At 64.9% G+C, this 13804-nt stretch carries 16 protein-coding genes; 4 read left to right on the top strand and 12 right to left on the bottom strand.

Annotated features, from left to right (window positions below):
* Nucleotides 1-632: 632 nt before the first annotated feature.
* Genes rpsN through rpmB form a run of 3 tightly spaced genes read right to left on the bottom strand, consistent with a single transcriptional unit; the run spans nucleotide 633 to nucleotide 1346 of the window.
* Nucleotides 633-938: a 30S ribosomal protein S14 gene (rpsN, locus tag AC1D14_RS19645; protein WP_026266887.1), complete on the bottom strand. Its 306-nt coding sequence runs from the start codon at nucleotides 936-938 to the stop codon at nucleotides 633-635.
* A 4-nt stretch (nucleotides 939-942) separates the two neighbouring features.
* A complete protein-coding gene (gene rpmG / locus AC1D14_RS19640) occupies nucleotides 943-1110 on the bottom strand; it encodes a 50S ribosomal protein L33 (RefSeq protein WP_078026306.1) in 168 nt (55 codons plus the stop codon).
* Nucleotides 1110-1346, bottom strand: a complete 237-nt coding sequence (rpmB, locus tag AC1D14_RS19635; RefSeq protein ID WP_050687447.1) for a 50S ribosomal protein L28 — start codon at nucleotides 1344-1346, stop codon at nucleotides 1110-1112. Before rpmB ends, rpmG begins: the two co-directional genes overlap by 1 nt.
* 481 nt (nucleotides 1347-1827) lie before the next feature.
* Between rpmB and AC1D14_RS19630 the strand changes: the two genes are divergently transcribed.
* The 3 genes from AC1D14_RS19630 to AC1D14_RS19620 are packed head-to-tail and all read left to right on the top strand — an operon-like array spanning nucleotide 1828 to nucleotide 4695.
* Nucleotides 1828-3294: a ferredoxin reductase family protein gene (locus AC1D14_RS19630; protein ID WP_230121187.1), complete on the top strand. Its 1467-nt coding sequence runs from the start codon at nucleotides 1828-1830 to the stop codon at nucleotides 3292-3294.
* On the top strand, nucleotides 3291-3848 hold the full coding sequence (locus AC1D14_RS19625) for an FMN-binding protein (RefSeq protein ID WP_230121188.1): 558 nt from the start codon (nucleotides 3291-3293) through the stop codon (nucleotides 3846-3848). The genes AC1D14_RS19630 and AC1D14_RS19625 overlap by 4 nt, the downstream gene beginning before the upstream one ends.
* A complete protein-coding gene (locus AC1D14_RS19620) occupies nucleotides 3832-4695 on the top strand; it encodes an FAD:protein FMN transferase (protein ID WP_230121190.1) in 864 nt (287 codons plus the stop codon). Before AC1D14_RS19625 ends, AC1D14_RS19620 begins: the two co-directional genes overlap by 17 nt.
* Nucleotides 4696-4807: 112 nt before the next feature.
* Here AC1D14_RS19620 and AC1D14_RS19615 read toward each other — a convergent pair whose 3' ends face one another.
* Both AC1D14_RS19615 and AC1D14_RS19610 read right to left on the bottom strand, forming a co-directional pair.
* Nucleotides 4808-5569, bottom strand: a complete 762-nt coding sequence (locus AC1D14_RS19615) for an SGNH/GDSL hydrolase family protein (protein ID WP_230121192.1) — start codon at nucleotides 5567-5569, stop codon at nucleotides 4808-4810.
* A gap of 76 nt (nucleotides 5570-5645) precedes the next feature.
* Nucleotides 5646-6128, bottom strand: coding sequence for a MarR family winged helix-turn-helix transcriptional regulator (locus tag AC1D14_RS19610; protein ID WP_230121194.1), 483 nt, complete (start codon nucleotides 6126-6128; stop codon nucleotides 5646-5648).
* A 141-nt stretch (nucleotides 6129-6269) separates the two neighbouring features.
* On the opposite strand from AC1D14_RS19610, the gene AC1D14_RS19605 reads away from it, so the two are divergent.
* Entirely contained in the window at nucleotides 6270-6572 is a 303-nt protein-coding gene (locus tag AC1D14_RS19605) for a YciI family protein (protein WP_230121196.1), read from the top strand.
* Between the two features lie 90 nt (nucleotides 6573-6662).
* Here the strand turns inward: AC1D14_RS19605 and AC1D14_RS19600 are convergent, their stop codons facing one another.
* The 7 genes from AC1D14_RS19600 to AC1D14_RS19570 form a co-directional block, all read right to left on the bottom strand.
* Nucleotides 6663-7784, bottom strand: coding sequence for an ABC transporter ATP-binding protein (locus AC1D14_RS19600; protein WP_230121198.1), 1122 nt, complete (start codon nucleotides 7782-7784; stop codon nucleotides 6663-6665).
* Nucleotides 7785-7794: 10 nt separating this feature from the next.
* The gene (locus tag AC1D14_RS19595) at nucleotides 7795-8622 is read right to left on the bottom strand and encodes an ABC transporter permease (RefSeq protein WP_230121199.1); all 828 of its coding nucleotides are present in this window, start codon (nucleotides 8620-8622) and stop codon (nucleotides 7795-7797) included.
* Nucleotides 8609-9496 carry an ABC transporter permease gene (locus AC1D14_RS19590; protein ID WP_230121200.1) on the bottom strand — a complete coding sequence of 296 codons (888 nt, stop codon included), beginning with the start codon at nucleotides 9494-9496 and terminating at the stop codon, nucleotides 8609-8611. The genes AC1D14_RS19595 and AC1D14_RS19590 overlap by 14 nt, the downstream gene beginning before the upstream one ends.
* 1 nt (nucleotide 9497) lies before the next feature.
* Entirely contained in the window at nucleotides 9498-10592 is a 1095-nt protein-coding gene (locus AC1D14_RS19585) for an extracellular solute-binding protein (protein ID WP_230121201.1), read from the bottom strand.
* A 233-nt stretch (nucleotides 10593-10825) separates the two neighbouring features.
* Nucleotides 10826-11644, bottom strand: a complete 819-nt coding sequence (locus tag AC1D14_RS19580; protein WP_476882325.1) for an SGNH/GDSL hydrolase family protein — start codon at nucleotides 11642-11644, stop codon at nucleotides 10826-10828.
* Nucleotides 11645-11878: 234 nt separating this feature from the next.
* Entirely contained in the window at nucleotides 11879-12886 is a 1008-nt protein-coding gene (locus tag AC1D14_RS19575; protein WP_476969041.1) for a siderophore-interacting protein, read from the bottom strand.
* An 89-nt stretch (nucleotides 12887-12975) separates the two neighbouring features.
* Nucleotides 12976-13803 (bottom strand): ABC transporter ATP-binding protein, encoded by an 828-nt coding sequence (locus AC1D14_RS19570; protein ID WP_230121203.1) that lies wholly within the window; start codon nucleotides 13801-13803, stop codon nucleotides 12976-12978.
* Between the last annotated feature and the right edge of the window lies 1 nt (nucleotide 13804).

Genomic DNA, 13804 nt, shown 5'->3' with positions numbered 1-13804 from the left:
CGGAACCAAGCTGCACAAAATTTGAAACCAGCTGTAAAAACCAGACCACACCACAGGGGCGGCGCAACCTGGTCAATTCAACCAATTCATATAAAATAAACCGGTATCAACAAACTTGGCACACTATTGAGTTCTCAAACAACAGACACACCCGGCACCACCACAACCAAACAACCAGTCGCAGATCGCTCCGGAGCAACTTCCCAAACTTACCCGAATCCAAACCACATTGCAAACCAGCGTCTCCGCAACCTGCAACCATTCAAACTCGCCCCCACCAAACCCGGAGCGCACGAAGCGCCGACCGGATCAGGTCTTGAAATTTAGGGGATTTGTCACCGTCGGTTCCCAGCTTTCCGCTGGTCTCCCTCTCGGCGACTTAGAAAACAATACACCCACCACGCCCCCACCGCAAACCCGCCTCCATTCGGCATCCCGAACGCGAAAATCCGCGCCGTTCCGCGGAGAAAGGATGACGTCCGCAGCAAAAGCCAGGTGCCGGCGTCGTAATTCCTTGTTGTGTGCTGCATCACCCGCAACCGGCCCCGGAAATCCAGCCGCCGTCAACGCAAAGAAGGGCCGGCAACCATTCGGTTGCCGGCCCTTCTCAGGCTGGATTCAGCGGTGCTGAATTACCAGGAAGACTTGGTGATGCCCGGGAGCTCACCGCGGTGAGCCATGTCGCGGAAGCGAACACGGGAGATACCGAACTTCTGGAAGGTACCGCGGGGACGGCCATCGATGATGTCGCGGTTACGCAGACGTACCGGCGAGGCGTTGCGGGGCAGCTTCTGCAGGCCGAGGCGTGCGGCTTCGCGAACTTCGTCGGTCGAGTTGGGGTCAACCAGAGCCTTCTTCAGTTCGAGGCGCTTTGCAGCGTAACGCTCGACGATGACTTTACGCTGTTCGTTCTTAGCGATCATTGACTTCTTAGCCATGTGTTTAGCGCTCCTCTCGGAATTCGACGTGCTTGCGGATCTTGGGGTCGTACTTCTTCAGGACCATGCGGTCCGGGTCGTTACGACGGTTCTTACGGGTTACGTAGGTGTAACCCGTGCCCGCGGTCGACTTGAGCTTGATGATCGGACGTACGTCCTTGTCCTTAGCCACTAGAGCTTCACCCCTCGTGCCAGGATGGCGGCGACGACTACGTCGATGCCGCGTACGTCGATGGTCTTAATGCCCTTTGCAGAGACCTGCAGGGTGACATTGCGGCGCAGGGACGGAACCCAGTAGCGCTTCTTCTGAATGTTCGGGTCGAACCGGCGCTTGTTGCGGCGGTGCGAGTGCGAAATGCTGTGTCCAAAGCCCGGCTCGGCTCCGGTCACCTGGCAGTGTGCTGCCATGACGACTCTCCTCTGAAAAATAAATGAAACGGCTGGCAGAGTTCTGCGTTACCGTGCGGCAGGCGGCGTCCGCATCCAGCCCCCACGCGTTTCCGGTTTCCGCATGCCCGAAAATACTGGCGAAAAGCCAAGATTTCCTTGCTGCGGCGAAATACGATGAGCCACGGGCACCGGGCAGTCGAAACCACTGCGAAGTACCGGGATGCTGGGCGAATACAGGAATGCACGCAACTTGAGCCCCTAACTACCGGCCATTGGGACTGTCATTTCTGCTGACAGCCGCCGCCAACCGGAGCAATTGCACACGCTCCGCGCCACCTAGCGCCTACCAAGTCTACGAGACGTGCGAATTAAAGGCTAATCCGGCGGTGGAGGGTGTATAAGGGGAGCCTGCCGGCGCCACTCCCGCTGACAGGGAAGACACATCCGGGGAGAAGGATTTTCACAGGAAAATGAAAGCCTGGCAGCGGAGTCTTGAGACATGAACACAGACCTCCTTCCTTCCCCCGGGGCCGACGCCCTTCGGCGGCCCGGTCCTGGACAGCCCGCAAATCCCGGGCGCGGCCGCTTCGCCTCGCAGCACCGGCGCCGGCTTCTCCGCGCTGACGCCCTGACGGTAGCGGCGTGGGGATCGCTGGCGGCCTCGGTTGCGTTATGGCTGGCCGACGGCGGCATGACAGGGATCTCGACGCTCGGCGCCGGGATCACGGCCTTGGGGATTGTGGCCGGTCTCGCCGGCATGGACCTGGTGCTGCTCATGCTCCTGCTCGCAGCCCGGATTCCGCTCATCGACGGCGCGGTCGGGCATGACCGTGCCTTGGAGTTCCACCGGAAGCTCGGCAAACCGTCGCTCTACCTCCTGCTGGCTCACGGTGTCCTGATTGCTATCGGCTACGGCATGGCGGAAGGGCTGGACCCCGTGAGTGAGGCCGTGGCGCTGTGGGTCCTGGTGCCGGACATGTGGCTGGCATTCGTGTCCATGGCCCTGTTCATTGCCGTGGTGGTGACCTCGCTCGTGGCAGTCCGGCGGCGCTTCCCCTACGAGTTCTGGTACGTCGTCCATCTACTCACGTATGCGGCGGTGCTGACAGCCCTGCCGCACCAGTTCAGCGTGGGGGCACTGTTCGCTCCCGGAACGTGGCAGCGCTGGTACTGGCTCGCCATCTGCATCGCCACCGGCGCGGCGCTGCTGTACTACCGGGTGATGCAGCCGGTCCTCGCCACCTTCCGGCATCAGTTGACGGTTGAGCGCGTGACGGCGGTCGCCCCTGGAGTGGTCAATATCGAGATGAGCGGCCTGAACTTGAACACCTTGGCCGGCGCCGGCGGCCGGTTCTTCATCTGGCGCTTCCTGGCCCCCGGTCTCTGGTGGCACCCGCATCCGTTCAGCCTTTCCGCCGAGCCTTTGGCCGTGGACCGGAATGGCCGCGGCCGGCTAAGGATTACCGTTCGGAATCTCGGCAAGGGGTCGGCGCAGCTGTCCCGGCTGAAACGGGGAACCAAGGTTGCCGTGGAAGGACCCTACGGCCTTTTCAGTTCCGCCGCCCGCAGCAAGGACCACGTGGTGATGATCGGCGCCGGAATCGGCATCACCCCTTTGCGGGCACTGCTGGAAACGACGCCTTTTGAGCCGGGGAAGGCGACGGTGCTCCTCCGCGGCCACAGCGACCAGGAGCTCTATCTCGGCGATGAAATTCTCGAACTGTGCCGTGCACGCGGTGCCACGCTTTTCCACCTGACCGGCTCCCGGGATCCGGGCTCCCGGGAGAGCTGGCTTCCCGCGAGCGAACAGCGGGCAGGCTACAGCCTCACGGACTACGCTCCGGAGGTCGCCGGCGCCGACATCTACGTGTGTGGCCCCGCTCGCTGGGCGGAGAACGTCCTGGACGCCGCCCGCTCGGCGGGCGTCCGCGAAGATCAGCTCCACTACGAAAGGTTTGACTGGTGAGAATCAGAGCAGCGGTTTCAGCCGCCTTGGCTTCGGCCGGAATCCTCCTAGTCGGCTGGCAGTCAGGCGTCCATGTGGCCGACACCCGCAGCGCTGTTGCGGCTGCGTCCACGGGGAATGAAACCGCCGGGACTTCGGCGGGGACGGGATCATCGGACACCAGCGGCCCGGCATCGTCCGGGACATCCGGATCTTCAGGCGCTGCCGGTTCGTCCGGATCGGCTGGCTCATCCGGCGCTGCCGGCTCGTCCGCGGCAGCCGGTTCGGCGGCCAAAGCCGGCGGCACCTACGACGGCGACATCGTCCAGACCCGCTTCGGCACCGTACAGGTGCAGGTCACCGTCAAGGCAGGCGCCATCACGGACGTCACCGCCCTCAAGCTGACCGACGCAGAAGGCAGATCCATGCAGATCAGCAACTACGCCGCCCCGATTCTTCGCAGCGAAGTACTTCAGGCACAGTCGGCGGAGGTCCAGACCGTCGGCGGCGCAACGGTGACCAGCAACGCCTACCTCACCTCACTCCAGGCGGCCCTCGATGCAGCAAACCTCTGAACCCAGGCACGGTCTGCGGGCACGGACCTTCAGCTGCATGGGGACGGTCATCAGCCTCACCATGCCGGCCGGTCCGCACAAAGCACCCCATGCTGCGGACGATGAGCTGGAAGCCGCAACCGCGGTCGTCGAACGCCTTTTCGCCCGGCTGGATGGGACCTTCAGCCTGTACCGTCCCGATTCCGAAGCCAGCAGGCTGGGGCGCGGCGAACTTGGGCTGCAGGAGGCGTCGGACGAAATGCGGGCACGGTATACGGAGGCATCCGAGTGGCGGCTCCTGACCGAAGGCGCGTTCACGGCCGAACGTCCGGACGGCATCCTGGACCTCTCCGGCCTCATCAAAGGCCATGCTATGAAGGAAGCGGGGATTTCTCTCCACGCCCTGGGACTGGAGGACTGGTGCCTCAATGCCGGCGGGGATGTGCTCGTCAGCGGCTCCCCTGATCCCGGCAGCGGCGAAGCGTGGCGGGCGGGGATCGTGGATCCGGCCGACCGCAGAACGCTGCTCGCCGGCTTTCCGCTGGGTGGCTTGCCGGGCGGGCTTGCGTCTGGACTCGCGGCCGACGGCGGTGCCCCCGGAAACACCGCCTCCCGGAGCAGGATGGCCCTGGCGACCTCGGGCTCAGCCGAACGCGGCGACCACATCTGGGCCGCGGGCGGGCGTGCCGCGGAATTCTGGCAGGTCTCCGTGGCGGCGGCCGACGCGGTCACCGCCGACGTCCTCGCGACGGCGATCGTGGCCGGCGGAACCGCGATGCTAAACCGCGCAGCCGAGTTGTGGGACGTCGAGGTGCTGGCTGTGCGCAGGGACGGGGACCTCCTGGCGACGGCGGGATTTCGACGTTAGGTCTCGACAGGCTCGACCGGCGTCGACAGGCTCGACCGGCGTCGACAGGCTCGACCAGCGTCGACAGGCTCGACCAGCGTCGGTGGGCTGGGCCCGCAGCGCCGCCGGCTCGTTAGAGCCGGGTGAGCTGGCCGTATTTCGGCTGGAGGCCGTCGCCGGAGGATTTGCCGGTGACCCGCCGAACCACCCAAGGGGCAGCGAATTCCTTGACCCAGCGGGCATTGGCCCGCACCGCCTCAGCGCGGCTGAGCTCCGGCACCGGCGTCATGGGCGGGACCTCGATCGAATGATCGTGTTCCAGGACGGTAAGGACGCGCTTGGCCATGTTCGTGTGGCCGGCGGCAGACATATGCATCCGGTCCTTGGCCCACATTCCCCAGTCGTAGTATTCGTTGAAGCGCCAGTAGTCGACGATCAACGCACCGTGGTCACCGGCGATGCCACGGACAAGTTCGTTGTAGATGGCGGTGCGGCCGCGCATGGTGCCGAACACCTTGGAGCCGCGGGCGTCGAAGCCGGTGAACATCACCACTGTGGCGCCGGTGGCCCTGAGTTTGCGGATACCGGCGTCGTACTCCTCAAGCAGGTCGTCGATGTCTATCTTAGGCCGGAGGATGTCGTTGGCGCCGGCGTAGATGCTTACGAGCGTCGGTTTGAGGCCGACGGCGGCGTCCACCTGATCGGCCATGATCTGGCGGAGTTTCTTGCCGCGGATGGCAAGGTTTGCGTAACCGAAGCCCGGGTCCGCGGCGCCGAGCTGTTCGGCCACCCGGTCTGCCCAGCCCCGGACGCCGTTGGGTCGGGTTGGGTCGTCGTCGCCGACTCCTTCCGTGAAGGAGTCTCCGAGGGCTACATAGCGGGACGTGAAATCCATGGATCCAGTCTGCCAGCAGTTGCCGCGAGCAACCAAGACGGCCGCCGGCGGCGCGGCTTCGGCTGACTGGCCGCGGCTACGGCTGCTCGCGGAGGATCCAGTGGTTGTTGTCCAGGCGCGCCACGATCTTTTCCCCAATCCGGGCGAGATCGGCGACGTCGCGCTCGGTCAGGGCGTCAAGAAACAGCGAGCGGACGGATTCCACGTGGCCTGGGGCTAGCTCCACAATGGTGGCCATCCCCTGCTCGGTCAGGTGCGCGGTGGTCACGCGGGCATCGCCCGGGTGCGGCCGGCGCTCCACCCAGCCGCGGTTCTGGAGTTTGGTCACCACATGGGAAAGCCGGGAAAGTGATGCGCTGGTCCGGGCCGCGAGTTCACTCATTGGCAGAAAGCGCCCCTCTGCCTCGGAGAGCATGGCCAGGACGTTGTAGTCGAACAGGGACACTTTGCCCGCTGCGTGCAGCTGGGTATCCAGGGCGGCTGGCAGCATGGTGTTGATGCTCAGCTGGGCGAGCCAGGCCCGGCGTTCATCGGCGTTGAGCCAGCGCGGTTCCGTCATGACTCCATCCTAGGAGAATTAAAGCTTGACAGTTCAAGCCGGGGCCGTTGCGGCGGGCCGCGGCGCCGGCGGCTGAAGGCGGGCGCCGGCGGCTGTCACAGCCAGGGTTCTCCAGTAGTGGGTGGCGGTAGGCTGGCGGACATGTACGTAGTTTCCCTCACTTACAAGGTCGCCCAAGACATCGTCGACTACCACCTGGACGCCCACGTGGCCTGGCTCAAGGACGCCTTTGACCAGGGCGTGTTCCTGGCCGCCGGCAGGAAGGTCCCGCGCACGGGCGGTCTCCTGCTGTCGAAGGCTGACCGGGTGACACTGGACGACTCTCTGGCCAAAGACCCTTTCTACGTCAACGGCGTGGCCGAGTTCGAAGTCATGGAATTCGCCGCGGACAGGGTGGCCCCGGGGTTCGAAAACCTCCTGGATGAGCCAGCGCCGCGGAATTAACCCACGTTTGGGCCCCGGACGCGCTGTCCGGGGCACCATCGGGCAGGGTGTGGCCCACAACTCGGCTGGTTCAGCCCTGGGCGGGCCGGGCTAGGACTCCAAGACCAGGAGCTGGGCGCGCCCCGGGTCCCATCCCACGAATACCTGGCCGCCGGGCTCGGGCCTGCAGGCCGAGTCCGCGCTGAGCTCGCGCAGCTGAAGATCGAGGCCGCCCGCCGTCAGACGGTGGCGGACCGTGGCCCCGAGGTTGGTGGAGGACACCAGTGTTGCTTCGCCACCGTTGCCGCCAGCGCCCTCCGGGCGGAATTTGAGGTGCTCCGGCCGGATGGAGACGGCGTAGTTTTCGCCGCTCGCTCCGCGGTCTGCGACCCGCGCTGTACCGAGGCCGCCAAGATCCACCAAGGCCTCTGAACCGTCGCGTTCCAGCACGGTGCACGGAATGAGGTTGGTGTCGCCGAGGAAACTGGCCACCCAGTCCGTCAAGGGCTGGTTGTAGACCTCCTCCGGCGGTCCTGACTGGACGATCTTGCCGTCCTTCATCACCACGATCCTGTCGGACATGGCCATGGCCTCGTCCTGGTCGTGGGTGACGAACAGCACCGAGATGCCGAGGCTCTTTTGCAAGGTCTTGATTTCCTCCTGCATCTGCTCGCGGAGCCGTTTGTCCAGGGCTGCCATAGGCTCGTCCAGGAGCAGCGCGGCCGGGTTGAAGACCAGCGCGCGGGCCAACGCGACGCGCTGTTGCTGGCCTCCTGACAGCTGGCGGGGCTTGCGGCCGCCCATTTTTCCGAGGCCCACGCGCTCAAGGGCCTCTTCTGCGCGCTGGCGGCGCTCTTCCTTGGGGATTTTGCGCATCCGGAGCGCAAATTCCACGTTTTCGAGCGCGCTCATGTGCGGGAACAGTGCGTAGTTCTGGAACACGACGCCCAGGTTGCGCTCCCGCGGGGGCAGTGTGTCCACCGGCTGGCCATCGATGAGCACCGATCCTGCGGTGTGTTCTTCGAAGCCGGCAACCATCATCATGGTGGTTGTTTTGCCGGACCCGCTTGGCCCGAGCAGCGTGACGAATTCGCCCGGCTGAACCACGAGGTCCAGCCGGTCCACGGCCACAACGTCGCCATAGTTCTTGCTGACGTTGCGGAGTTCAATGGCACCACGGGACGCGCTCCCGGTGCCGGCAATTGATTCTGCGGAGATCACTGATGTGGTCATCGGCATTCCTTTACGTTTGGGCCGACACTGCCAGCGGCAGCATCCGTGCGGTGGATCGGCGCCTGAGGACAAACAAGACCTGAAGGAGGAGCCCTATTGTGGCGACGCTGACCAGAAGCGCAGATGAAACAGCGATCTTCGGGGTCAGGTTGAACTGGATGTCGGTGAACATCTTGACCGGAAGCGTGGTGGCCCCCGGGGACTGCATGAACAGTGACATCACGGTCTCGTCGATCGAGACCGAGAAGGCAAACAAGGCCCCGGAGATCAGGCCCGGCAGGATGATCGGAAGGTATACGTGCCTTAATACGGACAACGGTCCCGCGCCGAGGCTCTGCGCTGACCTCACCAGGGCCGGGTTGAGGCCCGCCAGGGCCGCGCGGGTCGTCAGATACACGTACGGGGTGGCAATCACGGCGTGGGCCAGGCCGATCGGGATGATGCTGCCCACCATCCCGATCGAGATGAAGAACTGGTAGAAGGCGAGTGCCAGTACCACTGTGGGTACGATCATGGGAGCCAGGATCAGTCCCATCACAGCCGATCTGCCGGGGAATTTCCGGCCGTGCAGGCCGATGGCCGCCGTGGAGCCAAGGAGCACTCCGATGACGACGGCGATTCCCGCCGATTGCAGGCTGGCAGTCAGTGCCGAGGTCCATGCCTTGTCCGCGAAGAAGCCGGCGACGGCCGCCAGGGAGAATCCTTCCGGCGGAAAAGTGATGTAGCGGCTGTCATTCAGCGCCACCGGCACCACGATCGCCGTCGGAATCACCAGAAACAGAAACACGGGGACGGAGAGCAGCGCCAGCAGGCGGTGCTGCGGATTAGTTGTCTTCATGTTGGCCTCCTGCCTTGAGAACGCGCTGATACACGGCCACCATGATGCTCACCATCACCGTCAGCACGACGGCAAGTGCCGCGGCGCCCGAGAAGTCCGTGAGCTGGCGGGCGTAGTAATCGATCTGGTTGGCGATCATCATGTCGCCCGGTCCGCCCATGACGACGGGCGTGATGAAGAAGCCGGTGCTGATGATGAACACCAACAACCCCGCCGCCGAGATGCCGGGAGCGGAGAGCGGCAGGGTGATCCGCCGGAACACCGATCCTTCCCGCGCACCCAGCGACCGGGCGGCCAGGCCCAGCCGGTCGTCGATGGCGGTCAGGGAGGAGAAGATCGGAAACACGGCGTACGGAAGGAGGCAGTGGACCATGCCGATGATGACGGCGAACCGGTTATGCAGCAGTTCGATCGGCGCATGGGTGAGCCCGATGCCTTGAAGGAACACGTTGACGATGCCGTTGTCCTGCAGCAGCACCGCCCAGGCGAAGTTTTTCACCAGAATGCCGGTCCAGAACGGCAGAAGAACGACGGCGAACAGGATCACCCGGGTGACGGTGCCGGCACGCCACAGCACGAGTGCGATCACGTATCCCAGCACCACTGTCACGATCGTGGAAGCCAGGCTGATGCTCAAGGTGTTGACGAGCGAGCGAAGCACCAGAGGATCCTCGAGCACCCGCTGGTAGGCGTTGTCGGCAAAGCTTGAGGCCACCAGCTTTCCCAGCGGCGTCAGGAAGAGGACGACGTCGAAGGCCAGGATCGGTGCAAGCAGCAGCCACCAGCCGCTGAGCCGGCGCCGGCCCTTCGGCCTTCCCTCCCCCGGCGCGTGGCGGCCCTGCTCCAGAGCCGTCTGCAGAGTTGCGGCAGTCATGTCAGCTGGCCTGCCACAGCTTGAACTGCTGCTCGGTCTTCTTCAGGTTCTGAGACCACCACTTGTCATCACGCACGAGGATCTTGTCGGCCAACCGCGGGCTCGTGGGCAGCGTGTCCGCAACTGCCTTCGGCAGCTTGGACAGGGCCGGCGTGTTGGCCAGGGTCAGGTTGGTCACCTTGTCGAATGCGGCACCTGCTTCGGCGTCGTTTGACATGAAGTTCATGAGCTGGAACGCCGCTTCCTTGTTCTTGGCGCCCTTGGGGACCACAAAGTAGTCTCCGGCGAGGACCGCATTCTCGGGTGAGAAGTTCAGCTTCGCACCGTCCGTGCGGGCGGCGTTGATGCGGTTGTTGAAGCTTGTGGAAAGTGAGACCTCTCCGGACGTGAGCTGCTGGATCGGCTCCTGGTTCGCCGAGTGGTAGAGCAGCCTGTCCTTGCCCGGATGGTGTCCGAGGACGCGAAGGGCGCGGTCCACATCGAGGGGGTAGATCTTGTCGAACGGAACCCCGTCGGCCAGAAGGGCCGCCTCCAGAACCGAGCTGTCGGAGAGCTGGTTGTAGACGGAGCGCTTGGTGTTGTACTTGTCCTGGTCGAAGAACTGCGCCCAGTCCTTCGGTGCCTTGGCGTCCGGGATGACCTTCTGGTCCCAGGCCATGACGAACAGGAAGCTCAGGTACTTGATGCCGTATTCAGCCTTGGCGTACCCGGGCAGTCCTTTGTCGCTGATGATGTCGTAGTCGAACTTTTCCAGGAGTCCCTCGGCCACGGCCGTTTCATACTCCGGTGCGGTGATTTCCACGAGGTCCCACTGCACGTCGCCGGACTGCACCTGGGCCTTGAGCGCGGCAAGGCTGGTATTGGCCAGCAGCGTGGGCTGGATGCCCGTCTTCTTGGAGAACGGATCCAGGATGGTCTGCGTCAGCTGGTCATTGTAGGAGCCTCCGTAGGACGTGACCGTCACGGTCTTGTTCGCGGCCGCACTTTGGGCCGGCTTGGCGTCGCAACCGGACAGCGCCAGCCCGGCGAACGGTGTCAGCGCCGCAGCCTTCAGGAGCTTCCGGCGGTCGAAATGGAGGGATTTGCTGTCAGTCATGGCGGTGATGCCTCTCGTGGCGTGGCTCGCCCGGAACACGCAGAAAGAAGGCCCGCGTGAATGGGGAAGCAAGAGCTGGGATCCTGCTGTCACGTCGGGTTACCGGCGACGGCGGTTCGCGCCTTCGAGCGGTCCACGCAACGCTGGGCGGACTTGAAGCTTGATGCATTGACGGATTGTCAGTGCCGCAACACTAGCTGTGATGTTGCACACAAGTCAACAGCTGTTTACACTCAAAGTATCTGCTCGCCACCACGTCCGGGAGGAGCCGCAGGGACGACGAGTTTTCTCAGGCCGCGCTTGCGCGGAACCAATACCGGCCGGGGCCATCGCGGGCTGAGGTTGTCCCCCAGCGTGACGCCGCGGAGTTTCCGCCCGAACAGGGGCAGCACCCAGTCATTCAGCCAGAGCCGCTGCCGCCGCTCCCAGTCGCGCAGCGTCATCCTGACCGGGGGCTCCCACTCCTTGAGGCTGATCTTGTGGGGCACGCCGAGGTGGTCCAGGACCTGTGCCGCGAGGTACTTGTGGCCGGCCTTGGACATGTGCAGCCGGTCCGTGTCCCACATCCGGCGGTCGTGGAAGGCCTCGAAGCACCAGTAGTCCACCAGCACAGCCCCGTATTGGGCTGCCAGTTCCCTGACCCGTTGGTTATAAGAGGCGTTTCTCTTCTTCAGCGGCTCGAGCAGGGGGGACACCTTGATGTCGAAACCCGTGAAGAGCACCAGGGTGGCGCCGGTGTCAGCGAGTTTCGCCACGAGTGCTTCGTACTGCGCCATGAGCGCGTCCATGTCCGTCCCGAAATCCAGGATGTCGTTCCCGCCGGCGTACAGCGTGATGAGGGTCGGTTCCATGGCGAGCGCAGCTTCCAGCTGTTCGTCGATGATGTGGCGCAGCCGCTTGCTCCTGATGGCGAGGTTGGCGTACTCCCAGCCCGGTTCCGCCTTGGCGAGCCTCTCCGCCACCCGGTCCGCCCAGCCGCGCACCCCATTCGGCAGATGCTTGTTCCGGTCCCCGACCCCCTCAGTGAAGGAATCCCCCAAAGCGACAAACACCCGCCGCCCATCATGATCCGGAAGCAAAGGAGAGACACCCACCCCGGCACCCTAGTCACCGAAAGAAACGACAGGGTTAACGGCCAACGACAGGAACTGCGAGAGCGTTGGCCGTTACGCGACAGGAACTGCGAGAGCGTTGGCCGTTACGCGACAGGAACTGCGAGAGCGTTGGCGAGGTGTCTACAGCGACGGCAAGTCGGCGGCGGAGGCGGACCAAGCACCGCCAGAGGCTCAGAGCTCGGCCTTCCCCTGCCGCCAGTACCCCATGAACGCGACCTGCTTCCGGTCGATCCCGACGTCGCGCACCAGGTACCGGCGCAGCTCCTTGATGACGGCCGCTTCACCGGCCAGCCACGCATAGAACGGCAGGGCGCCGGAGGGCAGACCCGGGTTTTTGGTGGCACTGATCGCGGCGGTATCCATGCGGGCCGGTGTTTCCCACAGGATGTCCCGGTCCACGTTGACGTCTTCCGGCTCGGGGCCCGCCGCGGCGTCAGGGAACGTCACGCCCACCCAGCCCGGCAGCTGCACGGCAGAACGGACCGCTTCCTGAAGCAGTTGCCCGTGCGGGCGGGAGCGGCCGATCGGGGCGCCGCGGGCCAGCCAGGTGATTTCGACGTCGGCTGCCGTGCTGAGATCCAGAAAGTCGCCGGCTTCAGGGACTTCCAGGAAGGCGTGACCGGTCATGTAGCCGGGGAGGTTTTCCAGGATGGCGCTGATGGCGGGAACGGCGGTCTCGTCGCCGGCCAGGAGTACCCGCTGGGCCAGGCCGGGCCGCCACTCGATGCCCGAGTAGGTTTCCGCCGTGACGCAACGCGCGGCACGGTTGTTCGGGCCGATCAGCGTCAGGGCGTCCCCCGGCTTGGCGTTGAGCGCCCAGTTCGCCGCAGGGCCGCCGTTCCCGTCGGCGTCAAAGTGCATCACGAAGTCGACGTCGATCTCCGGATAAACGGCGTCAAGCCGGGCCTGCCGGACAGTGTACGTTCGCATGGAGCCGCGAGTGGAGATTTCCATCGCCAGCCATTCCCGGTACCAACTGCTGTTCTCCATCCGGAACGTTGGCAGCGGATGCTGCATCCCGTCGTCGGCAAGGGACGGAATCATGAGCTTGATCCGCAGGTCCATGGTGTCCCCGTGCACGCCGAAGTCCCGCAGGGAATACCCGCCAAAAGTCACCCGCCGGAAGTTGGGGCTGAGTTCCTGGACCGCGGAGACGGTGACGTTGAAGGCCAGCGTCATGGGTTCGGTGGCGGGCTGTTGCCTGGCGGCCGCACTGTTCCTTCCGGCGCGCACCGCCAGCGGTGTGCGCTCGGGGCTGGGTCCTGATTTCATGAGGCCATCTCCAAGGTTGCGGTCGGGGATTCTGGGTCTGCGTGGTGCCTCCCCAGCGGAATCACGAGCGGCGTGCCGGAGACGGGGTCAGGCACCACCCGGGAGTCCAGTCCGAACACGCCGCGGACAAGCGCCTCGGTGACCACCTCGGCCGAAGGGCCCGCGGCCACCACGCGCCCGCCCTTCAGCGCAATGACATGGTCCGCGTAGCGCGCCGCCAGGTTCAGGTCGTGCAGCACGATCGCCACGGTGGTGCCGCGCTGCCGGTTAAGGTCGGTGACGAGATCCAGCACCTCCACCTGGTGCGCAAGGTCAAGGTAGGTCGTGGGTTCGTCCAGCAGGAGAACGTCCGTTTCCTGGGCGAGCGCCATGGCGATCCACACGCGCTGGCGCTGCCCGCCGGACAGCTCGTCGACGTTCCGCCCGGCGAGGTCCTGCGTTCCCGTCGCTTCCAGCGCGCGCTGCACCGCGGCGTCGTCCTTCTCCGACCAGCTGCGGAAGAAGCCCTGGTGCGGATAACGGCCGCGGCGCACCAGATCCCGGACGGAGATGCCGTCCGGCGCTGTGGGGTGCTGCGGGAGCAGGCCGAGCGTGCGGGCAAGTTCGCGCGCCGGAAGGGAGTGGATGTCCTTCCCGTCGAGGGTGACGGTGCCGCCGGCCGGCCTGAGCAGCCGTGAGAGTCCGCGCAGCAGAGTGGATTTTCCGCAGGCGTTGGCGCCCACAATCATGGTCACCTTGCCCTCTGGGATCTCCGCCGTGAGGCCTTCCACGACGCGGCGCTGGTCGTACTGGAGGGTCAGGTTGCTGGCTTTGAGACGGGCCATG

The sequence above is a fragment of the Arthrobacter sp. P1_B11 genome (assembly GCF_056406715.1).
Note: the sequence above shows the minus strand (reverse complement) of the source record. Positions and strands in the feature narration are given on the sequence as shown.

Coding starts and splice junctions, on each gene's coding strand:
- rpsN (WP_026266887.1), bottom strand. CDS start 938: ATGGCTAAGAAGTCAATGATCGCTAAGAACGAACAGCGTAAAGTCATC.
- rpmB (WP_050687447.1), bottom strand. CDS start 1,346: ATGGCAGCACACTGCCAGGTGACCGGAGCCGAGCCGGGCTTTGGACAC.
- AC1D14_RS19630 (WP_230121187.1), top strand. CDS start 1,828: ATGAACACAGACCTCCTTCCTTCCCCCGGGGCCGACGCCCTTCGGCGG.
- AC1D14_RS19620 (WP_230121190.1), top strand. CDS start 3,832: ATGCAGCAAACCTCTGAACCCAGGCACGGTCTGCGGGCACGGACCTTC.
- AC1D14_RS19615 (WP_230121192.1), bottom strand. CDS start 5,569: ATGGATTTCACGTCCCGCTATGTAGCCCTCGGAGACTCCTTCACGGAA.
- AC1D14_RS19610 (WP_230121194.1), bottom strand. CDS start 6,128: ATGACGGAACCGCGCTGGCTCAACGCCGATGAACGCCGGGCCTGGCTC.
- AC1D14_RS19605 (WP_230121196.1), top strand. CDS start 6,270: ATGTACGTAGTTTCCCTCACTTACAAGGTCGCCCAAGACATCGTCGAC.
- AC1D14_RS19600 (WP_230121198.1), bottom strand. CDS start 7,784: ATGACCACATCAGTGATCTCCGCAGAATCAATTGCCGGCACCGGGAGC.
- AC1D14_RS19595 (WP_230121199.1), bottom strand. CDS start 8,622: ATGAAGACAACTAATCCGCAGCACCGCCTGCTGGCGCTGCTCTCCGTC.
- AC1D14_RS19590 (WP_230121200.1), bottom strand. CDS start 9,496: ATGACTGCCGCAACTCTGCAGACGGCTCTGGAGCAGGGCCGCCACGCG.
- AC1D14_RS19585 (WP_230121201.1), bottom strand. CDS start 10,592: ATGACTGACAGCAAATCCCTCCATTTCGACCGCCGGAAGCTCCTGAAG.
- AC1D14_RS19575 (WP_476969041.1), bottom strand. CDS start 12,886: ATGACGCTGGCCTTCAACGTCACCGTCTCCGCGGTCCAGGAACTCAGC.
- AC1D14_RS19570 (WP_230121203.1), bottom strand. CDS start 13,803: ATGGCCCGTCTCAAAGCCAGCAACCTGACCCTCCAGTACGACCAGCGC.